The 20,116-nt window shown below is 67.0% G+C and carries 24 protein-coding genes; 9 read left to right on the forward strand and 15 right to left on the reverse strand.

Translation table 11 applies throughout. The annotated features are described in order from the left end of the window. Position 1 precedes the first annotated feature (1 nt). Both ACYPYD_RS19500 and ACYPYD_RS19505 read right to left on the reverse strand, forming a co-directional pair. A complete protein-coding gene (locus ACYPYD_RS19500; RefSeq protein WP_008832856.1) occupies positions 2-718 on the reverse strand; it encodes a FliH/SctL family protein in 717 nt (238 codons plus the stop codon). A gap of 9 nt (positions 719-727) precedes the next feature. Further along, positions 728-1,756, reverse strand: coding sequence for a flagellar motor switch protein FliG (locus ACYPYD_RS19505; RefSeq protein WP_036527424.1), 1,029 nt, complete (start codon positions 1,754-1,756; stop codon positions 728-730). A 103-nt stretch (positions 1,757-1,859) separates the two neighbouring features. On the opposite strand from ACYPYD_RS19505, the gene ACYPYD_RS19510 reads away from it, so the two are divergent. The 5 genes from ACYPYD_RS19510 (at position 1,860) to ACYPYD_RS19530 (ending at position 7,895) form a co-directional block, all read left to right on the forward strand. Then, complete coding sequence (locus tag ACYPYD_RS19510; RefSeq protein ID WP_459664968.1) at positions 1,860-4,604, forward strand: hypothetical protein; 2,745 nt, start codon at positions 1,860-1,862, stop codon at positions 4,602-4,604. An 11-nt stretch (positions 4,605-4,615) separates the two neighbouring features. Next, positions 4,616-5,041 (forward strand): flagellar basal body protein, encoded by a 426-nt coding sequence (locus ACYPYD_RS19515; protein ID WP_459664970.1) that lies wholly within the window; start codon positions 4,616-4,618, stop codon positions 5,039-5,041. Between the two features lie 546 nt (positions 5,042-5,587). After that, positions 5,588-6,685, forward strand: coding sequence for a helix-turn-helix domain-containing protein (locus tag ACYPYD_RS19520; RefSeq protein WP_459664971.1), 1,098 nt, complete (start codon positions 5,588-5,590; stop codon positions 6,683-6,685). Between the two features lie 122 nt (positions 6,686-6,807). Continuing rightward, the gene (locus tag ACYPYD_RS19525; RefSeq protein ID WP_069708448.1) at positions 6,808-7,509 is read left to right on the forward strand and encodes a SatD family protein; all 702 of its coding nucleotides are present in this window, start codon (positions 6,808-6,810) and stop codon (positions 7,507-7,509) included. Between the two features lie 20 nt (positions 7,510-7,529). Continuing rightward, on the forward strand, positions 7,530-7,895 hold the full coding sequence (locus ACYPYD_RS19530; protein WP_459664973.1) for a hypothetical protein: 366 nt from the start codon (positions 7,530-7,532) through the stop codon (positions 7,893-7,895). A 14-nt stretch (positions 7,896-7,909) separates the two neighbouring features. On the opposite strand, the gene ACYPYD_RS19535 is transcribed toward ACYPYD_RS19530, so the two are convergent. The 9 genes from ACYPYD_RS19535 to flgC form a co-directional block, all read right to left on the reverse strand. Next, on the reverse strand, positions 7,910-9,052 hold the full coding sequence (locus ACYPYD_RS19535; protein WP_459664975.1) for an alpha/beta fold hydrolase: 1,143 nt from the start codon (positions 9,050-9,052) through the stop codon (positions 7,910-7,912). 74 nt (positions 9,053-9,126) lie between these two features. Then, positions 9,127-9,567: a hypothetical protein gene (locus ACYPYD_RS19540; protein WP_008830098.1), complete on the reverse strand. Its 441-nt coding sequence runs from the start codon at positions 9,565-9,567 to the stop codon at positions 9,127-9,129. Next, positions 9,557-9,850: a rod-binding protein gene (locus ACYPYD_RS19545; RefSeq protein WP_008830099.1), complete on the reverse strand. Its 294-nt coding sequence runs from the start codon at positions 9,848-9,850 to the stop codon at positions 9,557-9,559. Before ACYPYD_RS19545 ends, ACYPYD_RS19540 begins: the two co-directional genes overlap by 11 nt. 1 nt (position 9,851) lies before the next feature. After that, positions 9,852-10,952, reverse strand: a complete 1,101-nt coding sequence (locus tag ACYPYD_RS19550) for a flagellar basal body P-ring protein FlgI (RefSeq protein ID WP_459664977.1) — start codon at positions 10,950-10,952, stop codon at positions 9,852-9,854. A 186-nt stretch (positions 10,953-11,138) separates the two neighbouring features. Then, positions 11,139-12,215, reverse strand: coding sequence for a flagellar biosynthesis protein FlhB (gene flhB, locus ACYPYD_RS19555; protein ID WP_459664979.1), 1,077 nt, complete (start codon positions 12,213-12,215; stop codon positions 11,139-11,141). Between the two features lies 1 nt (position 12,216). Beyond that, positions 12,217-12,996: a flagellar biosynthetic protein FliR gene (locus tag ACYPYD_RS19560; protein ID WP_459664980.1), complete on the reverse strand. Its 780-nt coding sequence runs from the start codon at positions 12,994-12,996 to the stop codon at positions 12,217-12,219. A 177-nt stretch (positions 12,997-13,173) separates the two neighbouring features. Next, positions 13,174-13,437, reverse strand: a complete 264-nt coding sequence (locus ACYPYD_RS19565) for a flagellar biosynthetic protein FliQ (RefSeq protein WP_008832787.1) — start codon at positions 13,435-13,437, stop codon at positions 13,174-13,176. 186 nt (positions 13,438-13,623) lie between these two features. Then, positions 13,624-13,965 (reverse strand): flagellar hook-basal body complex protein FliE, encoded by a 342-nt coding sequence (locus ACYPYD_RS19570; protein ID WP_008832788.1) that lies wholly within the window; start codon positions 13,963-13,965, stop codon positions 13,624-13,626. A gap of 10 nt (positions 13,966-13,975) precedes the next feature. Further along, positions 13,976-14,386, reverse strand: a complete 411-nt coding sequence (gene flgC / locus ACYPYD_RS19575; protein WP_008832789.1) for a flagellar basal body rod protein FlgC — start codon at positions 14,384-14,386, stop codon at positions 13,976-13,978. Between the two features lie 108 nt (positions 14,387-14,494). Between flgC and ACYPYD_RS19580 the strand changes: the two genes are divergently transcribed. Genes ACYPYD_RS19580 through fliP form a run of 3 tightly spaced genes read left to right on the forward strand, consistent with a single transcriptional unit; the run spans position 14,495 to position 15,939 of the window. Further along, a complete protein-coding gene (locus ACYPYD_RS19580) occupies positions 14,495-14,728 on the forward strand; it encodes a FliM/FliN family flagellar motor switch protein (protein WP_008832790.1) in 234 nt (77 codons plus the stop codon). Positions 14,729-14,731: 3 nt separating this feature from the next. Further along, positions 14,732-15,154 (forward strand): FliO/MopB family protein, encoded by a 423-nt coding sequence (locus ACYPYD_RS19585; protein WP_459664982.1) that lies wholly within the window; start codon positions 14,732-14,734, stop codon positions 15,152-15,154. Continuing rightward, positions 15,154-15,939, forward strand: coding sequence for a flagellar type III secretion system pore protein FliP (gene fliP / locus ACYPYD_RS19590; protein ID WP_459664984.1), 786 nt, complete (start codon positions 15,154-15,156; stop codon positions 15,937-15,939). The genes ACYPYD_RS19585 and fliP overlap by 1 nt, the downstream gene beginning before the upstream one ends. Positions 15,940-16,062: 123 nt before the next feature. On the opposite strand, the gene ACYPYD_RS19595 is transcribed toward fliP, so the two are convergent. The 3 genes from ACYPYD_RS19595 to motA are packed head-to-tail and all read right to left on the reverse strand — an operon-like array spanning position 16,063 to position 18,280. After that, positions 16,063-16,506, reverse strand: a complete 444-nt coding sequence (locus tag ACYPYD_RS19595; protein WP_083274666.1) for a hypothetical protein — start codon at positions 16,504-16,506, stop codon at positions 16,063-16,065. 12 nt (positions 16,507-16,518) lie between these two features. Beyond that, complete coding sequence (locus ACYPYD_RS19600; RefSeq protein WP_459664985.1) at positions 16,519-17,382, reverse strand: flagellar motor protein MotB; 864 nt, start codon at positions 17,380-17,382, stop codon at positions 16,519-16,521. A gap of 13 nt (positions 17,383-17,395) precedes the next feature. Then, positions 17,396-18,280: a flagellar motor stator protein MotA gene (motA, locus tag ACYPYD_RS19605; protein ID WP_008832795.1), complete on the reverse strand. Its 885-nt coding sequence runs from the start codon at positions 18,278-18,280 to the stop codon at positions 17,396-17,398. Between the two features lie 174 nt (positions 18,281-18,454). Here motA and flaF point away from each other — a divergent pair, with 174 nt between their 5' ends. Further along, positions 18,455-18,823, forward strand: coding sequence for a flagellar biosynthesis regulator FlaF (gene flaF, locus ACYPYD_RS19610; RefSeq protein ID WP_008832796.1), 369 nt, complete (start codon positions 18,455-18,457; stop codon positions 18,821-18,823). A gap of 182 nt (positions 18,824-19,005) precedes the next feature. Here flaF and ACYPYD_RS19615 read toward each other — a convergent pair whose 3' ends face one another. After that, positions 19,006-19,863 (reverse strand): hypothetical protein, encoded by an 858-nt coding sequence (locus ACYPYD_RS19615; RefSeq protein WP_037521533.1) that lies wholly within the window; start codon positions 19,861-19,863, stop codon positions 19,006-19,008. Positions 19,864-20,116 lie beyond the last annotated feature (253 nt).

The following is a 20,116-nucleotide window of genomic DNA, read 5'->3' on the forward strand; positions in this document are numbered from 1 at the left end:
GTTACAGCAAAACCCCCGCGAGTTCCGCCATCACCGCGGCGCGGCGGGCTTCGGCGTCTACGTTGAGGCCGCCCGAGGTCCATTCTATGCGCGCGTCGCCTTGCGGCACGGCCTCGTCGTCGATCACGGTGATCGCCAGCGGGCGGCCACATTTCGCCTCGCGCGCCTCGACGAGGACGTCCACTTCGTCGCGCATTTCCGGGTTCACGCGGACCACCAGCGCGGTGCCTTGCGCCACTTGCTCCAGCGCGCGCGCCAGTGCCTCGTCCACGGCGCGGGCTGGGGATGTTTCGATCGCGTGGCCGGCCAGCATCTCGGCGGCGTGGAGGGCGACCGCGCCCGCCTCGCCGATCATGCGGCGGGCGACGGCCTCGACCTGCCCCTCGATCCCGTCGAGCGCGGCGTGAAGCGCGTCGGTCGCCGCCAGCAGAGCCTCGCCGCGTTCCGAACGCGCCTGCGCGGCGCCCGCCTCGAAGCCGTCGGCACGGGCGCGGGCGAGTTCGGCGCGGTGCTCGGCCTGCATGCGCTCGATGCGGGATTCAAGGTCCTCGATCCGGTCGCGCAGGGATTCGGGCAGGGTTTCCGCGGCGGACGCAGGCTCGGGCTCGCCGGGCACGGGGACCAGCGGCGTATCGACGGGGTGGAAGAACACCCGGTCGAAGCCGAAAGGTTGTATCGTTCCCGCGCCGTCGGCGGGTGCCTTCGGGTTAGTCGCCATCAGTCGTCATCAATAGATCATCGCATCGTCGCTCTTGGGGTCGGCGAGGACGATTTCGCCGCGCTCGCCCAGATCCTTGGCGAGCGTAACGAGGTTGCCCTGCGCGGCCTCGCATTCGCGGGCGCGCACCGGCCCCATCGCGGCCATGTCGTCGCGCAGCAGCTTGGCGGCGCGCTCGGTCATGGCGCCGAAGAACAGGCGGCGCATCTCTTCCGGAGCGCCCTTGAGCGCCAGCGCCAGTTCGCGCTTGTTGCAGTTGCGCACGATGACCTGGATCGCGCTCGGCAGCAGGTTCGACAGATCCTCGAAGGTGAACATGAGCGCGCGGATGCGCTCGGCTTCCTCGGGCGCCTTCTCGTCGAGCGCGCCGAGCATCGCCTCCTCGGTCGAGCGGTCGAGCGCGTTAAACAGTTCGGCCATGGTCTCGTGCGGATCGCGGCGCTGCGCGCGCGAGAGGTTGGTCATGAACTCGGTCTTGAGCGTCTGCTCGACCTGCACGATCACGTCCTTCTGGACGGTCTCGGTCTTGAGCATGCGCATGACGACTTCGGTGCCGAAGTCGCGCGGCAGCGCCGCCAGCACCCGCGCGGCGTGGTCGGGCTTGAGCTTCTGCAGGATCACCGCGACGGTCTGCGGGTGCTCGCTCTTGAGGTAACCCGCCAGCACGCCTTCGCTGACGTTCGAGAGCTTGTCCCACATCGTCCGGCCCGAAGGACCGCGAATGTCCTCCATGATGTCCTTGACGCGCTCGGGCGCGAGCACGCCTTCGAGCAGCCGTTCGGTCGTCTCGTAGGAACCGTGCAGCGTGGTGATCGAGGAGACCTCGCCCGAAAACTGGCCGAGCAGGTATTCGACGACGACGGCAGGCACGCGGCCGAGCGACGCGATCGAGGAAGACAGCTCCTTGATCTCGTCGTCGTTCAGCTGCTGCCAGATGGGGATTCCGTGCTCCTGACCAAGCGCCAGCAGCAGCGCAGCCGCCCGCTGGGTGCCCGAATATTTCTTGAGCTCCGGCGGCTCGCCCACCGCGGTCATCATGTTCACTGCGAGATTCCTTGAAAAATGCGCAATTTCATCCGATCGCAAGGTCTTCCTTCTATTTATAGGAGGGACACCCACGCAACCGGCTCACGAGGCACAATTGACGATAAGTCTGAATAATGGGTTGATCGGCCTGTCGGTTCTGGGAGGAACCTCGGCCTATTCATCCTATCAAAGCAGCCTCGCCTCGTCCGACAGCGTGGCGGTGACGGCGGCCAAGAAGGCGTTTACCACGCCCACCACGACGGCGCCGTGGCTCGATGCCCTGGGCACCGATACCGCGACCAGCGCGCAAGTCGCGGCGGTCAAGCGGCTCGCCTCGATCATCGATGCCAATGGCGACAGTTCGCTGGAGGACCTGCCCGACGTCCAGACCGCCTTTACCGCTTACAAGGCGCTGGAAAACCTGCGTATTCTGACGCAGGCAGGCACGTCCAAGACGATTTCCGCGACCGAGCGCGCGGCCTTGCAGAAGAGCTTCGCGCAAGGTCTGGCGGACCTTCAGGGCTACCTTTCGAGTGCCGATACCGATCTTCTCGAACTCGGTTTCGGATCGGTGACGAGCAGCACCCGCACCCTCGGCGTCGAGGCCCGCTACGCCACCGGCGCGGTTGCCGGCACCGGCGTTTCGACCACCCGCGCGGCCCCGGTCGAGGGTCTGACGGGCAGTGAAATTTTTCAGGTGACCCTGACCCGCGGCACCACCAGCGAGGTCGTCAGCGTCGATCTTTCCGAGACGAGCACACAGCCCCCGACGCTTGATTCGGTCGCCGCCGCGCTCAATGCCGCGATCGGCGCGAAGATCGCCACGAACGCCAGCGGCACGCCTATTCTCGACGCCGAGGGCAATACGACCTCGCAGTGGAAGTCGCATTTCACGGTCGAGAAGACCGACGGCAAGTGGGGCCTCACCTTCAACCCCGCAGGCATCGAGAAAGTCTCGATCGATCAGGTCGCGGCGGGCGATGCGCTGATGGTGGCGAGCGGCGAGACGGCGACGATCTCGGGCACCAAGTCGCCCACTTCGGCCAATGTCTACCGCATCGAGGACCTTGCCGGATCGCTGACCTGGGAGCGGCTGAGCAAGATCAACGCCGTGGATACCGACGCCACCGCCCGCGCCGCCGCGAGCGCGGCCGCCACAGCCAAGTCCACCAAAACCGAACTGGCCGAGAACGCCGACTACACCGTCGTTTCGGCGACCGCCGCCAATGCCATCGCCACCGACGCGAACGGCTATAGCTACATCGTCGGCACCACCGCCGGCGACATGGGCACGCAGACCGGCGACGGCACCGACGACCTGTTCCTCACCAAAGTGGACAGCGAGGGCACGGTGGTCTGGCAGCGCAATCTCGGCGCGGCAGGCACCGCCTCGGGCGCGGCGGTGACGATCGCGCCCAACGGAGAGATCGTCGTTGCGGGCACCGTCTCGGGCGCATTCAACGGCAGCGACGATACCCAGACCGACCTCCTCGTCAGCCGCTTCAACACCAAGGGCGAGGAGCTTTCGAGCACCGCGATCCGCCAGGTCGGCAACGAGACCGCCAGCGCGGTGACAGTCGGCAACGACGGTTCGATCTACCTCGCCGGGCGCGCCTCTGCCGGGGGCGGCGACGCGGTGATCGTCCGGCTCGACGCGGCGGGCAAGATGCAGGAGCGGCGCACCATCGACAGCGGCGGGTCGGACTCGATCTCGGCCCTCGCCATCGATGGGGACGGCAATCTGCTGGCGCTGACCAACGAGAAAGGCGTCGCCACCTTGCGCAAGATCGCCGCCGGATCGCTGGGCACGGACCTCGGCTCGGTGGCGCTGGGCAACGCCTCGGCCAAGGCGATCGCGGTGTCGGACAGCGGCCAGATCGCCGTCGTCGGCACCACCAGCGCCGCGCTGAACGGCGCGCAGGTCAACGGCCTCTCCGGCGGAACCGACGCCTTCGTCACCCTGATCGAGCCGGATTTCTCCGCCACCCTCACCAGCTACATCGGCACCGACAGCGCCGATCAGGCGGACAGCGTCGCCTATCTGAACGGCGCGCTCTATGTCGGCGGGCGCACGGCGGGGACGCTGGGCGGGACCAAGTCGGGCAGCGTGGACGGCTTCGTCGCGCGGATCGATCCCGCCGACGGCTCGGTGCAGACGGTCTCGCAATGGGGCCAGCGCAGCAGCGCCGTGGAGCCGGTGCGCATCACCGCCGTCGCCGGCGGGGCGACCGGCGGCCTCGGCGCGCTTGGCCTGCACCGCGGCGTGCTCAACCAGCAGAGCACCGGCGACCTCGTGGCCGAGACCTCGCTGCGGGTGGGCGACAGCTTCAAGATCAGCGTCGACGGCGAGACCGCGCGCACCGTCAACATAGAGAAGGGCGAGACGATGACCAGCCTCGCCGCCAAGATCCGCAAGATCACCGGCACCGACGCGACCATCACCACGCCCTTCACCGACGGCGCCTCCAGCCTCAAGATCGACGTGAAGTCCGGCCACACGCTGGAACTGATCGCGGGCGCGGACGGCAAGGACGCGCTGGGCAAGCTGGGGCTCGATCCGATCCGCCTCGTGCCCTCCAAGGTGCTCGATCCGAAAGCCGCCAAGGTGACGCCGGGGGGGCGCTTCAACCTGAACTTGTCCAGCGCGCTGACGCTGACCGACGCCACCACGGCAGGCACCGCGCTTTCCCGGGTCAAGAGCGCGCTGTCGATGATCCAGTCAGCCTATCGCTCGCTCTACTGGGATTCGGGCAAGGCGGCGATCGTCGACGGCACCATTTCCGGCAGCGGCGGCAGCGCCTACCAGCAGGCCAAGCTCGCCAGCTATCAGGCGGCGCTCTCGCGTCTCTCCGGTTCCTAAGGAGGCACCCGATGTCCACCCTCCCCCCCCTGTTCGACGGCATGGGCCGCGCCATGAAGTCCATGGCCGAACGCCAGCGTGTCATCGCCGAGAACGTCGCCAACTCCGAGACGCCCGGCTACAAGACCCGCACGGTCGAGGCGCCGGACTTCTCATCGCTGGTGGACGGCCAACTGGGCTTGAGCGGCACGCCGCATGTGGTGCGCCCGCATGTTGAACTCTCGGGCAGCATGACCGCGCTGGGCGCTAGGGCCCCGCAGGCGCGCGGGCGGATCGTCCTCGACGGCAATACCAGCGAGACCAAGCCGGACGGCAACAACGTGACGCTGGAAGACCAGCTCCTGTCGCTGGGGCAGGTCCAGCAGGACTATGCGGCCATGACCAACCTCTATCGCAAGCAGATGGCGTTGATGAAGACGGCGGTGGGCAAGGGATGACCTGCATCCTCCCCGTTGCGCAGCAATGGGGAATGGGACCGCCGACGCAGTCGGTGGTGGAGGGGTTAGCGCGCTCGAAGCACCCTCCGTCAGTCGCTGCGCGACTGCCACCTCCCCATCGCTGCGCGACAGGGAGGATTAGGCCAGCACTTAAAGGATGTGCCTTGGCGAGGAGAAAATTCTTCCCCTTCTCCCCAATTTCGCATCCATTTCGGACCTTGCAGCGTTACCCTGCAAACCCACAGATTCCGCCGTTTTGCGCATCCACACCCCGGTTTTGCGGAGGGCAACTGCCCGGATTGCGTAAGAAATGCGAAATTTTAAGGATATCGCAAGGCAGTAAGCGCCAATTCCCAAGTTCCGCCAATCAAGCGGCGGTCGCGAAAAAGACCCGATTCGGCAGAACCCTCCGAATGGGCGCATTGACCGGGAAGGTCGGACATGAAAAGTCCCGGCCATCCCCAGAATGGAACAAGATCTGCGATGAACGACAAGTTGCCCGAATTAAGCGATCGGGCCGGTCCACGGCAAGTAACGGAGGCGGCGATGACGACAATCGATTACCATCGCACGCTCGTGTTCCCGAACCGCATCCGCAAGTTCCGCAAGCAACTCAATATCGGCAGCCTTCTCGAATTGTCGGAGCGGCTTTCGGGAATAACCTATATCCGCCTCTCCAAGATCGAGCGGGGAGAGATTTTCGCCCGGGCCGACGAACTGCGTGATCTCGGCCGCGCGCTTGGCGTGGACCCGGTGGAACTGCTGATCGACGTCGATGCCCCAGGTTTCGACGTCGCCGCATGGGCGGAACCTCTCCACGGCCCCGCCCCTGCCGACCCTGAGGGCGAACTGCGCGCGGTGCTGCTCGCCGCCGCCCTGCGCGCGCGGCGCGGCGGCGATCCGGCGCTGACGATCGCGGTGCTCGAAAGCGAATATGGCATTGCCCCGGTGGTACTGTCGCGGATCGAGAATGCGCTCAAGCCGCTGGAACGCTGGAACGAGGACGTGCGGGCCGCCCTGCGCCGCCTGTTCGGCGCGCCCGACGACAAGGCGCTAATGGCCGAGGTCGAGGCGCTCCACGCCGCCGGGGACCTCGACGCGGTGCTGCCGATGGTCGCCAACCCCGAGATCCGCCTCACCAAGTCGCGCACGCGCATCGCAGCGCTGAAGGACGAACTGAGCGGCGGCGCGCCTGAGGTTGCTGCTCCTGTAGCAGCACGGGCAACGATTCCAACTCCGGCGCCGAAGATCGAGCCTATGGCTCCCGACAACGCCGCGACCCTGCGCCTGCTTCCCGTCCTCGGCACCCCCCTGCCCGGCGGCCTGATCGCGCCAACCCCGACCGGCGCCGAGGTCGAGGCGCCGCGCAGCGCGGGTCCGCGCGCCTATGGCCTGCGCCTCGGCCGCCCGACGCTGGGCGCGGGACTGCCCGGCCGCGCTACCTTGGTGGTGGACCCCGACCGCTACCCCGCCACCGGCGGCCTCGCCGTCGTGCGCGAGGGTGAGGCGCTGCGCGTCCTCTCCGTCGCCGCCGACCGGAACGGCCGCATGCTCGGCTATTCGCAAAGCCCCGATCTGGAAGTGATCCTCGACACCCTCGCCCCGGCCGACGTCGCGGCGGTGCTCTCGGCGGTGTTCGAGTAAGGGCGACGCCATTCACGGCGCTCGCGATTCGTAACCCGTTTTTGGGGTAATTCCTAGATTATACCGAATTTGGGTTAAAAACTTAATTGACCCTTTTTTGGGTTAATGCCATCACCGCGTTCATGGCTTCCTCCCCCTCCTTCCATGCCGTCCTCATGGGCGATCTCGTGGGGAGCGAGCGGCATGCGGACCCCCGGGACCTGCATGCCCGGTTCAATGCCGCGATCGACCGCCAGAACAAGGCCCTTGCCGCCGACATGGCCTCGCCATTGACGATAACGCTCGGCGACGAATTCCAGGGCCTGTTCACCTCGCTGGTAGCTGCCGCGCAAGCCGCGCGCGAGATCCGCTTCGAGTTGCTGGGCAAGGACATCGACTGCCGTTTCGTGATCGGCAGCATCGATCTTAGAACACCGGTCAATTCCCGGCGCGCCTGGAACATGATGGGGCCGGGCTTCGCCGACGCGCGGGAACGTCTGGGGGAAAAGCGCTCTGCGAGCCGTTATCGCTTCTCCTTCCCGCAGTACGAGCTTCTCGAAACCCTGCTGGAAGCAAGCGGCGCAAGCCTGACCGCCATCGAACGCAGGTGGTCGCAGGCCCAGCGCGGCGATATCGTCAAGCTGCTGGCCGGGGCCTCGGTCGCCGAAGTGGCGCACGCCCGCAATGTCAGCGTACACAACGTCTACAAAGTGCGAAGCGCAGGCGACTTCGAGCTGTATGTTATCCAGTGGGCCGCCATTCACAAGGCGCTCGCCGAACTTGACCATCGATACCGATTGCCGGGGGCCGACAAATGGGGTGCGCATTCCTTTACACCGCAGTAGCCCTGATACTGCTGACCTGGGTGGGCAACCTGATCTGCCGGGGGATCTTCCACCTCAGCGGCCTGAAGGATTCCATCGCGCATCTTTCTACCCCGGCGCACAACGCGGGCCGCTGGATCGGCGTATTCGAACGGCTGATCCTGGCCACGGGGATCATCGTCCATAGCTGGGAGATCCTTGCCGCCGTGATCGCGCTCAAGACCGTCGCGCGCTTCAAGGACATGGACGAGCGCAATTTCGCCGAATACTTCCTGGTCGGATCGCTGTTCAGCATCTTGTGGACGATGCTGGTGACGAGCGCCTGGATCGCATATGACCACAACGCGGGGATCGACTTGCGCAAACACACCGAGCAATGGCTCGGAATTCAGGCCGGGAAGGGCTGACCGGGGATCGTCTTTCAGAACGTGCCGCAGTTGCCCGGTGCCTTGCGGCCGGCGAAGCGGGCGTCGATCCAGTCCAGCATCGCCGCCGCATCGCTGCGCGCGACGGTCTCGTGCCGCCCCCCCTGTATCGACATGAAGCGCACGGTCCTGCCCCGCCTGCAGGCGAGGCGGGCGAAGTCGCGCACCACGGCCGGGGCGACGATCGTGTCCGCCGTTCCGGTCGCGATCAGGGCGGGGACCGGGATCGCCGCCGCCGAGGGACTGTTTGCGCGCATCATGCGGCCCCAGGGCTGCTGCCGGGATAAATCGAGCCTGGCGATCGCCCGCTGGGCAATGGCGATGCCGACGATGGTGCCCAGCTTGGGCCGGGCGTCGAAGCGAACGCAGTTGTTGTCGGCGAGCCGCATCATCAAGCGCTGGACCGAGGCCGACCCGAACGTCGCCATGGGCGCGCCGTAGAGCCGCGACCAGCTGGTCGCCGTATAGGCGATCAACAGGGCGCGCACGCGCGGGTCGCTGCCTTCCGTCAAGTTGCGGGCAAGGTCGGTCGGCGGCACCACCGCGACGATCCCCGCCAGCTGCAGCTCGGGCGCGTAGCGTGCCTGGATCTGGCCGGACCACAAGGCTGCGTGGCCGCCTTGCGATTCCCCCCAGAGCGCGAAGCGGGTGCCGCTCGCCGCCGCCGGGATGCGACGCGCGGCGCGCACCGCATCGAGGGTGGAACGGCCCTCGCTCACGCCGATCAGCACCGGATGCACGCCTTCCGACCCCAGCCCCGGATAGTCGGGCGCGACCACGGTATAACCGCGGGCGAGGGCGTCCTTCAGGCCGGGGATCACGGTGAAGTTGTCGTCCCCCAGCGACGGCGCGCAGCGGCGCGCGATGCCGACCAGCCCGTGCGTCCAGGCGATGACCGGCCGGGCGGGAGCAGCGGGAGCGGGGGCAGCGGGGGCGACGACCATACCGGTCACCGCGAGGGGCAGGTCTTTCTCGTCACGGGTCCAGTAGCGGATCCGCCAGGCCTTCATGCCGGCAGGCGCGGTGGCGACCGGATCGGCCGCGATCAGCGTGCCCGCAGACTGCGCCCGCGCCGTCGAAGCGGTGAATGCCATGGCCGCCGCCAGCAGCAGAACCGGTTTCCCGCAGATACCGCCCATCAGGCCGCTCCTTCCCGAAACAGACTGCGGCCTTAGCACGCCGGAGGGCGGCGGGGCTCCCGAAAATTACCCGCTCAGAACTCCCCGTTGAGCGAAATCGGCGTCGTCAGGTCCGCGCGGGCAAGGGTGCCGCTCGCCCCGTAGGCGTAGGCGCGATTGCCGGTCAGGCGCTTGGCCTCGGACGCAATCGCGCCCATCAGGTCGGCCGACAGCTCGATGTGGCGTTCCAGCAGCGCGGCGTTGACCATCGAGGCGGCGCGCAGCTCGCCCAGCGCTTCGGTGAAGCTCTCGCGCAAGGGGGCGTCCAGCTGCGCGGTCCAGCCCGGCTCCTGCCGCGTCACGCGGGCGAGGCGTTCCTCCAGCGTGCCCACGAGCCGCGCCTTGGCCGAGGCCAGCTCGGCCAGGTCGAGCGCGCGGATGCCGCTCTCCAGCGCGCGCGTCTCCTCGCGCATCACTGACGAAAGCGAGGTCATGACTTCGATGATGGCGGCGGCGGTCTCGTTGTCACTCGGCATTGGTCGCGCCCTGCAGGCGGATGATCTGCGCCTCGACCGCAGAGGCGATGCCGAGGCCCTTGCCGGACGCGATGGAGTTGCCGATCTGCTCGGCCAGGATGCCGCGGAACATCTCCTCGCCGTGGCCGCCGGAGAACTGCTCGTCCTGCTCCACGGTTTCCATCATGATCTTGGTGATTTGCCCTGCGAAGACGCCCTCGAACTGGCGCGCCACCGCCGCCGGGCTGCGGTCCTGAGAGATGACGCGCGCCTGCGTCGGATAGGTATTGATCGGATCGCTCATCCTACTGCACCGCTATTTCGGCCTGCAAGGCGCCCGCCGTCTTGAGCGCCTGCAGGATGGTGATGAGATCGCGCGGGCTGACGCCCAGCGCATTGAGGCCGCCCACCAGCGTCTGCAGCGAAGTGCCGCTGGTCAGCATCGCGAGCGCCGCGCCGTTTCCGTCGTTCGCCTGGATGGTGGTGCGCGGCAATACCGCCGTCTGCCCGCCCGAGAACGGCGCGGGCTGCGAGGCCACCGGGGTCTCGGTGACGCTGATCGTCAGCCCCCCTTGCGCGATGGCCACCGGACTGACGCGCACGTCCGCGCCCATGACCACGGTGCCCGCCGCCTCGTTGATGACGATCCGCGCGGGCTGGTCGACCGCGACGGTCAGGTTCTCGACCTGTGTGACGAGGTCGATCAGCGAGCCGCTGCCGTAGGGGCGCAGCTCCACCGTGCCGGGGTCGAGCACTTCGGCCGAGCCGGGAGCCTGCCGGTTGATGGTCTGGGCGATCTGGCGCGCGGTGGTGAAATCGGGGTTCTTCAGCGCCAGTTTCAGCGAGTGGGCATTGCGCAGGTCATAAGGCACCTCGCGCTCGATGATGGCGCCGCCGGCGATGCGCGCAGTGGTCATCACGCCCCGGCTGAGCTTCGCGCCCGCGCCTTGCGCCTTGAAGCCGGAGACCGCGACGGGGCCTTGCGCCACGGCGTAGATCTCCCCGTCCAGCGCCCGCAGCGAGGAGACGAGGAGGATGCCGCCCTGCAGGCTGCTGGCGTCGCCAAGGGCCGAGACTTGCACGTCCACGGTCGATCCCGAGCGCGCGAACGGCGGCATCGTCGCGGTGACGGTCACGGCGGCGACGTTCTGGGTGAGCATCTGGGTGCCCCGGATGTTGACGCCCATGCGCTCCAGCATCGCCTGCAAGGTCTCCTCGGTGAAGGGGACGTTGCGGATGCGGTCGCCGGTGCCCTGCAGGCCAACGACCAGACCGTAGCCGACCAGCTGGTTGGTGCGCACGTTCTCGACGTCGACGATGTCCTTGATGCGCGGCTGCGGTCCTGCCTGTGCCACCGAGGGCGACAACAGGGCGAGAAGCGCGAGGAGGAAGGGCAGCCGGGGCATCGTGTGCATTATAGGATGAAGTTGGGAGGGGCGGGCCGAATATGTTCAAAGAACGCCCACCCCCGGCCCCTCCCGCAAGCGGGAGGGGAGAAAAGACGCCGCGCCCTCCCGCTCATCCTGAGCTTGTCGAAGGAGGGAAGGCCGGGAGGCTTGGGAGCGAAGCGACCTAGCCGGACGGGTCCCACCCTATTTCCCCGCCTTCTTCGCCAGCTTCAGCACATAGCCGATGATCTCCGCCACCGCCTGATAGTGCTCGATCGGGATGGGGTGGTCGATCTCCACCGCCGCGAAGAGCGCGCGGGCCAGCGGCGGGTTTTCCAGGATCGGCACCCCGGCCTCGGCCGCGACCTCGCGGATGCGCAGCGCCACCGCGTCCACGCCTTTCGCCACCACGGTCGGCGCGGCGGTCACGCCATGCTCGTACTTGAGCGCGACCGCGTAGTGCGTCGGGTTGGTCACGATTACGCTGGCGGTCGGCACTGCCGACATCATCCGCTTGCGCGAGCGCTGCATCTGGATCTGGCGGATCTTGGCCTTGATCTTGGGATCGCCGTCGTTCTGCTTGTGCTCGTCCTTCACTTCCTGAAGGGTCATGCGCATGCGCTGCATGAAGCTGCGCCGCTGCCACAGGAAGTCGAACAGCGCGAGCCCCGCGACCAGCATCGCCACCGCGCGCAGGGCCTCGAACGCGAGCCCCCCCGCCGCCGCGCCCACTGCGGCGGGAGAGCGGCCGACCAGCCCGTCCACGCCCTGCAGACGCGGCGCCAGCACCATCCACACCACGAGGCCGATAGCGCTCATCTTGGCCAGCGTCTTGGCGAATTCCACCAGCGCGCGGGTGCCGAACAGGCGCGAGAAACCGCTGGCGGGCGAGAGCTTGGACCATTTGGGCGAAAGACGCGACCAGCTCATCACCGCGCGGCCCTGCAGGAATATCGTGCTCACCGCCGCGGCCATCAGCACCGCGAAGACCGGCAGCAGCGACACCAGCGTGTGCCACGCGACCCCGGTGGCGAGCCCCTGCGCGCCGTCCGGATCGAGGCTGAAATCCTCGGCATCGCCCCAGAGCCGCTTGAGCATAGTACCCAGACTCTCGATCGCCGAGAGGCCGAGCCAGCCCGTCACCGCCAGCGCGCCGGCCATCATGGTGGCGTGGCGGACCTCTGGCGCAATGGCGACTTCGCCGCGTTTGCGGGCGTCGTCGAGCTTCTTCTGCGTAGGCTCGTGTGTGCGCTGGTCCTTGTCGGCGGCGTCATCGGCCATGTCAGAGGGTCCACCCGCTCTGCATGAACGTGGCCATGGCGTTGGCGAAAGCGGTGAGCATCGCCCCCAGCGTCATCGCCAGCACCGAGAGGCCGAGCAGCAGGTTCGCCGGCTGCATGATGAAGAACACCTGGATCGAGGGCGCCACCCGCGCCGCCAGCCCCTGCCCCAGATTGAACAGCATGCCGTAGAGGATCAGCGGCGCGCACAGGCTCAGCCCCAGCGCCGTCGCCTGCCCCATGACCGCGACGGCGAGATGCGCGAAGTCGGCGGCAGGCGGCATCCCGCCGACCGGAAAGCTGGCGTAGGACTTGAAGATCGAGGCGATCCACAAGTGATGCACGCCCGTCGAAAGGCACACCACGATCGCCGCGACGCCGACGAACCGCGCGAGCAGCGGCACCTGCCCGCCCATCGCCGCATCGACCACCAGCGCGGAGGACAAGCCCACCTGCTGCGAGGCCAGCGCCCCGGCAATGGCGGCGGCGCTGAACAGGATGCGCACGATCATGCCGAGCGCAAGGCCGACCATGACCTCGCCGATCACCAGCAGCGGCATCGACAGGCCGGACTGCAGCGCAGGCGTCACGTGCGGCTCCAGCATGCCGTACATGCCGAAGGTGAAGGCCAGCGCCATGACGAGGCGGATCTGCATCGGCAATCCGTCGTCAGAGAAGGCGGGCAGCAGCATGATGACGCTACCGACGCGGCAGAACAGCAGCAGGAACGCCGCCGTATCGATCGGCAGGCGCAGCAGCGTCGCCAGGTCGATGGCGTTCATGCGGTCGTGCCCGCGCGGTACACCCAACTGGTCATTTCCGCGAAGGCGGGAACCCAATTGATGACATTGCCTGTTGCACGGGCATCAGATGGGTCCCCGCCTTCGCGGGGATGACGGATCGGGTTTTGATGCCCCAGCTCTCGCCTATGCGGGCTTCGATCAAGCACGATCTGCGGCCTAATGCGCGACGATGGCGTCGGCCACGCGGTCCATGAAATTGCTCAGGGCATGGCCGATCATCGGCAGGCTGAGCAGCATCACCACGCCCAGCACCAGCAGCTTGGGCACGAAAGTCAGCGTCATTTCCTGCACTTGCGTCAGCGCCTGGAGCAGGCCGATGAGCACGCCGACGATCAGTGCGGCGATCAGCATCGGCCCGCAGATGGTCAGCATCAGCACCAGCGCGGCGCGGGCGAGTTCTATGGCGGCGTCGGGGGTCATGGGGCCATGATCATGGGGCTGTGTGGGCCTCCCATCCTTCGACAAGCTCAGGATGAGCGGAGTGAGCGGAGGATAGGCAAAAGGGTTCCGAGTAAAGGGCCAAAGCCCCCCGACCCCGCTCAAGCTGAGTGCTGAGCTTGTCGAAGCATCGAAGCCCCCCGGACAGGGCGCAACACCCGCTCATCCCTAGATCTGCATCTTCATGATGTCGGAGTAGGCCGAGACCACCCGGTCGCGCACCGCCACTACCGTATCGAGCGCGGTTTCCGCCGCGCCGATGGCGGTGACGACGTCGATCAGGTCGCCCTTGCCGCCGATCTGCTTGATGCTCTGCGTCTCGGCATTGCGCAGCGCGTCGCCGGTCTGCGAGACCATGCTCTCGACCATCGAGCCGAACCCACCGCCGCTCGGCGCGAGACCGCCGGAGGGCGCAAGGCCGCCACTCTTCTGTCCGGTATCGGACAGCGGATTGGTGGCCCGGGCCGCCCGGGCGTAAGCGGAAAGCCCGTCGAGGGAGCCGATCGACATTGCCTCGCCCTTACTTCAGCAGATCGACGGTGCGCATGGTCATGCCGCGCGCCGCCTCGATGGCGTTGAGGTTGGCCTCGTAGGACCGCTGCGCCGCCTTCATGTCGGCGGCCTCGATCAGCGGATTGACGTTGGGCTGCTCGACATACCCTTGCGCGTCGGCGACGGGATTGCCGGGCTGGTAGATGCGACCGAAGGCACTCTTGTCCGCTTCGATGGACTTCACGGTAACTTGCGTGGCGCCGGTATTCCGATCGACCTCCGCTGCGAAACTGGCGACGCGGCGGCGATAGGGATCGCCCTCGGCCGTCGTGGCGATGGAGTCCGAATTGGCGAGGTTCTCGGCGATGACGCGCATCCGCAGCGCCTGCGCGCGCAGGCCCGATGCCGAGACGTCGATCGAATTGCCCAGTTCCGCCACACGTGGTCCCCAGATGCCCTTAACCACCTTATAGGCAACTTTTTCCTAGTGGCGCACTACTCCTATAAACTTTTCCCCTATAAAGCTGCCAGTGAAAGGAGACGCGCGGTGTCCGTCCTCGAAGGCATTCCCATCGACCTGCAGATCGTGCTGGGCTCCACCAGCATCCCGGTCCGCCAGGTGCTCAAGATGAGCCGCGGCGCGATGATCCAGCTCGACTGCGGGCAGGACGATCCGACGCGCCTCTACGTCAACGACCGCCTCGTCGCCGAGGGCCGCATCCTCGTCAACGGCGAGGCCATGTCGCTTGAAATCACCCGTGTGGTCCAGGCCGAGCGCTGAAAGGTGGACCTGTTCTCGCTTGTGCGCATGCTGGGTGCCCTTATGGTCGTGTTGGGTGCCCTTGTCTGCGCTTTGTGGGCGGTCAAGCGCTACGACCTGACCATGCCACGCAAGTGGCTGGAAAAGCTGGGTAATACTGGTCCTGACAAGCGTTTGCAGGTGGTCGAGCGGCTTGCCGTGGACCAGCGCCGCTCGCTGGTGCTGCTGCGCCGTGACGATACCGAATTCAGCGTCCTGATCGGCCCGGAAGGGGTGACGGTGCTGGACAGCGCGGTCGCTCCGAAGGTGGTCGAGATTGTCAAACAAAATGATGAAAATCAGATATTTGAGAAGGAACCGGAAGCGCAGACGGCCTCCTTCGCGGCCCGCATTCCAGTGCTCCCGGACGTCTGGTTCACGCAGGACGTGAAGACGGAACTGCACTGATGAGCGTCCCTGCCACCCCTGCCGGTTTCCCCGGGGAAACCGTGCTTCGGCGCATTCTGGCCGTTCTCGCGGTTCTGGTGGTGCTCGCCCTGCCCGTCGCGGCGATGGCCCAGAGTGCTGGCGCCGCAGGCGCAGCGAGCGCCCTGACCGGCGGCGGCACGATGTCGGGCCGGGTGCTGCAGCTGGTGATGGTGCTGACGGTGCTCAGCCTGGCGCCGGGCATCCTGATGACGATTACCTCGTTCACCCGCATCGTCGTGGCGCTCTCGCTGCTGCGCTCGGGGATGGGCGTGCAGGGCGTGCCGCCCAATCCGATCGTCATTTCGCTGGCGCTGTTCCTCAGCTTCTTCGTCATGGCGCCGACGTTCGACGCGGCGTGGAAGCAGGGGATGGGGCCCTACAACGCCGGGCAGATCAACGAAACCGAGGCCCTGTCCCGCGCCAGCAAGCCGTTCCACACCTTCATGCTGAAGCAAGTGCGCGACGACGACGTGAAGCTGTTCGTCAGCCTCTCGGGCAAAGTCCCGAAGAGCCGCGCGGAACTGCCGATGACGACGCTGATGCCCGCCTTCATGATCTCCGAACTGCGCCGCGCCTTCGAGATCGGCTTCCTGCTGCTGCTGCCGTTCCTGGTGATCGATCTTGCGGTGGCGGCGGTGCTGATGGCCATGGGCATGATGATGCTGCCGCCCGCGACGGTCTCGCTGCCGATGAAGATCATCTTCTTCGTGCTGGTCGATGGCTGGGCGCTGGTCGCGGGGTCTCTGGTGAAGAGTTTCGGGTAGCGCCTTGCCGCAAGGGGCTTCGACAAGCTCAGCCTGAGCGGGTTGAGGGCGTTTGTCTCCCTGCGCGCGCCCCACACTCCGCTCATCCTGAGCTTGTCGAAGGATGGGGTTCCAGCGCAGCCCCTACCCCGGCGACGCCTTCGTCACCGCCACGGAGCGTACCGCGTCCTTGCCGTAGACCTCCAGCGCGGCGTCCATCACCACCTTGCGGAAGGCATCGAGCCCCGGCAGCATCCCGTCCGGCCCGCTGGCCATCGGCGTGCGATAGGTCCGCAGGTTCACCGCGTTCATCAATAGCGGCAGCTTCGCGCCCACTTCCTCGGTCGTGCCCTGCGGCACCTCAAGCTGGATCTCGAAGGTTTCGTAGCCCGAAAGCCGCCCGTCGGCGAAGACCAGCGGCGCCAGCACTTCCACCGGCGGCACGAACTCGGTCGGGCCTTTGCCGGGCTTCTTCGCATGGCCCGTCACCAGTTGCGGCGCGAAGTGGAGCACGCCCCAGGCCCCCGCCCCGCCGACGCCGAGCCCCGCCACGGTGGCGAACAGGCCCATCACGATGCGCTTGATCATGCCGCCCTCCGCTCAGAACTTGAAGCTGGCGTCATGCGGCAGCGCGCCCGCCTCGGCCATGACGACGATGGTGATGCGGCGGTTCTCGGGGCGATCGGGCTGGTCGGGATAGACCGGCTCGTTGCCCGCCTTGCCAACGACCTCCGCAAAGCGGTCAGCCGGCAGCCCCGCCGCCACCAGCGCCGCCCGCGCGGCAAGGGCGCGATCAGCCGAAAGCTGCCAGTTTGCGTCGCTGTTCCCGCCCGCGCCATCGGTATGGCCCTCGATGGCGATGCGCGCGTCGATCCCGGCAAGCTGCTTCGCCGCCCGCGTCAGCAGCGCCCGCGCGAAGTCGTTGAGCTGCGCGGTGCTGCCCTTGAACATCGAACGCTGCGCATTGTCGACGAGGTGGATACGCATCCCCTCGCGGCTCGGCCGCACGTCGACATTGGCGCGGCCCTGGGTGTCCATCGGCGGCTGCAGCGCGACTTGCATCTCCTGCGCCATGACGCGCAGCGAAGCTGCGGGCACTTCGGCCGTGCCCCCGCGCGCGGTGCCCACGGTCCCGGCCTCCGATGCGGGCTGCCCTTCGGGCTCTTCCTTGTCGCCCTGATTGTTGCGCCCGTGGCCGCCCGATCCCGGCTGCATGCCGGGGTCCTTGGTCAGCGTGGTCGCGGGGTTGGCCTTCTCGGAATCGGCGGAGAAGTATTCGGCAAGGCCCTTGAGCTGCACTTCGTCCGGATTGGCGAGCAGCCACAGCAGCATGAAGAAGGCCATCATCGCGGTCACGAAGTCGGCATAGGCGACCTTCCATGCGCCGCCATGGTGGCCGCCGCCGACCACCTTCTTGACCTTGCGGATGACGATGGGGCGCTTGTCGTTGCCCTTGGTGGCCATGGGTCAGCGCGCCTTAGGCCGGAGCGGCATTGAGCTGTTCCTTCACCGCCTCCAGCGCCGTCTCCATCTCCTGGAAGCTGGGAGCGTAGTTCGACGGCGTCATGCGGCGGGCCAGTTCGATGGCGATCTCGGTGGGCTGCTCCTGCGCGTGGCCGACGATGGCGGTCTTGACCAGCGTGTAGGGCTTGAAATCAGCGTCGATGATCTGCTGCAGCTTCTGCGCGATCGGGCCGACGAGGCAGTAGGCGAGCAGAACGCCGAGGAACGTGCCGACCAGCGCGCCGCCGATCATCGCGCCGAGGATCTCGGTGGGCTGGTCGATCGAGCTCATAGTCTTGATCACGCCCAGAACCGCCGCGACGATGCCGATCGCGGGCAGGCCGTCGGCCATCATCTGGATCGCGTGCTGGGGGCCGAGTTCCTCGTGGTGATGGCGCTCCATGTCGCCCTCCATCGCCTCGGCCAGCTGGTGCGGGTCCTCGAAGTTGACGGTCATCATGCGCAGGTAGTCGCAGATGAACTCGATCAGCTCGTGGTCCGCCAGCAGGCGCGGATAGCGGGAGAACAGCGCGCTTTCCTCCGGCCGGTCGAGATGCGGTTCGATGGCGTTGGCGCCGCCCTTGCGGAAAGTGGCGAGCAGCGCGAACAGCAGTGCGAGGAGGTCGCGGTAGTCCGCCTCCTTCCAGCGCTCGCCCTTGAACACGCGGGCGATGCCCTTGCCCGCCTTCTTCAGCGTGGTCATCGAATTGCCCAGCGCGAATGCGCCCAGCGCGGCTCCGCCGATCGCCATCATCTCGTGCGGCAGGGCGTGGAAGATGACGCCCATGCTGCCGCCCGACATCAAGAAGCTGCCGAAGACGCACACCAGAATGACGACGAGGCCGACGATATTGAGCATGGAAATTTCCGAGAAAGCTATGCCCGCGAGAGACGGGACCTTTGCTGAATTATAGGACGCCGTGCTGCATCGCGGTGGTGGCTCGCGCATTTTTCGCAGGCGCGACCGGGCGACGGCCGGGCGTCCTATATGACTCGGGCGACGCTATTTGCCCCACCCCGCCCGGGAGCCCCGATGTCCGTTAACGCCTACGTCCGCGCCCGCAAGGTCGCCGAGACGCCCCGCAGCACCGAATTCCGGCTGATGACCGAGATCACCGCGCAGATGATCGCCGCGCGCGATGCCGGGTTTTCGGGCGTGCAACTGGCTCCCGCGCTTCACCGCAACCGCGAGGTCTGGGGCGCCTTCCGCACGCTGTGCATCGATTCCGCCAACGCCCTGCCCGACGAATTGCGCGCCGGGATCATCTCGCTGAGCCTGTGGGTGGACAAGTACACCTCGCAGGTCATCACTGGGCGCGAGAGCGTGGACGAACTGATCACCGTCAACCGCACCGTGATGGCCGGGCTGGCGAACGAGAACGGCGCGGTGCCGGTGGGGTGAGGACGTAGCGTGTGAGCACGATGCGCCCGATTGAAATACGTCCCCTCAATCCCTGTGAAGTCATCCCCGCGAAGGCGGGGACCCAACTGATGCCGGTGCAACAGGCACCTTCGGGAGATAGGCTCTCGCTTTCGCGGGAATGACGATGATGGAGTCAGGTGCCTTCGCCGGCATCGTGACGCTCAGTGCGCTGCGACCATCGCCTCGCGGTATTCGGCCATGAGCGCGAAGCGCGGGTCGGCGACGGCGAGGTCGCCCATGGTCTTGGCGGCGCGCTTGGCGATCTGGCGCATGCGTTCGCGGGCAGTCTCGTCCTCGCAACCATCGAGCGCCGAAGTCTCGAACAGGCGGCCCTCGACGACCTGGCGGTTGTGCTGGAGGCGCTGTTCCAGCTCTCCGACCTCTCCGGTATCGAGCACCGGACGGCGCTGCGCCACCGCCCCGGCGGCGCGCTCGGCGCGAGTCAGCTTGCGGGGCTGGGCGCGGCGGCGGATGCGGTCGAGCCCGGAATTGCGCATGTGCTCGACATAGCTGTCGGTCAGCGCGCTCATCGCCGAATGGGCGAGGTAGTCGCTGGCCCCGGCCTCGGTGCGGCCGAGCGCATCCTCGTCGGCGATAGCCGCCAGGATCGACAGCCCCTCCCCGTCCTCGCCCCCGGTGATGGCGTCGAGCGAGACGGTGGTGGCTTCCACCTTGCGCGCGGAGGGGCGCTGGTCGGTCATGACGCGGAAACGCAGGCTCTGCAGTTCGCCGCGGATCTGCCAGTTCACGAACGTGGTGAACTGCGCCTTCTCCGGCTCGTAAGCCAGGATCGCGCGGTGGACGGCGATCGCGCAGCACTGCTCCGCATCGTCCCAGTGGCCGACGAGGCCATACTGGCGGATGAAATGGCGAATGCGCGGCGCGATCAGCTTGAGGATGCAGGCGAAAGCGCGGTCCACCTCGGCCCGCTGCCGCCGGGTCTGCTCGGTGCCTTCCGGCGGCGTATTGGCGCTGACCGCAGCAACCGCAGCCTCAAGCGCGACAGTGATCTTCGACATGGCGAACCCCGATGGCACGCGCAGCCCCTTGCAACGCATCCATGGGCTCGGAATCTATTCCTATAAATTGGGAACCAACAATCCTATACGAGAGTTATCCACTGATGCGGCAAATTTTGCCGCGCAGATGGAGCGATTTTCCTAGTCGTAGTCCCGGACTTGATCCGGGACAGCTGGCCGAGAACGGTCCACTTGCCGCGCGCGCAGCCCGGCCTCGCCTAAAGACAGCCACCGGTCCCGGATCAAGTCCGGG

It is taken from the genome of Novosphingobium sp. 11B (assembly GCF_054589055.1).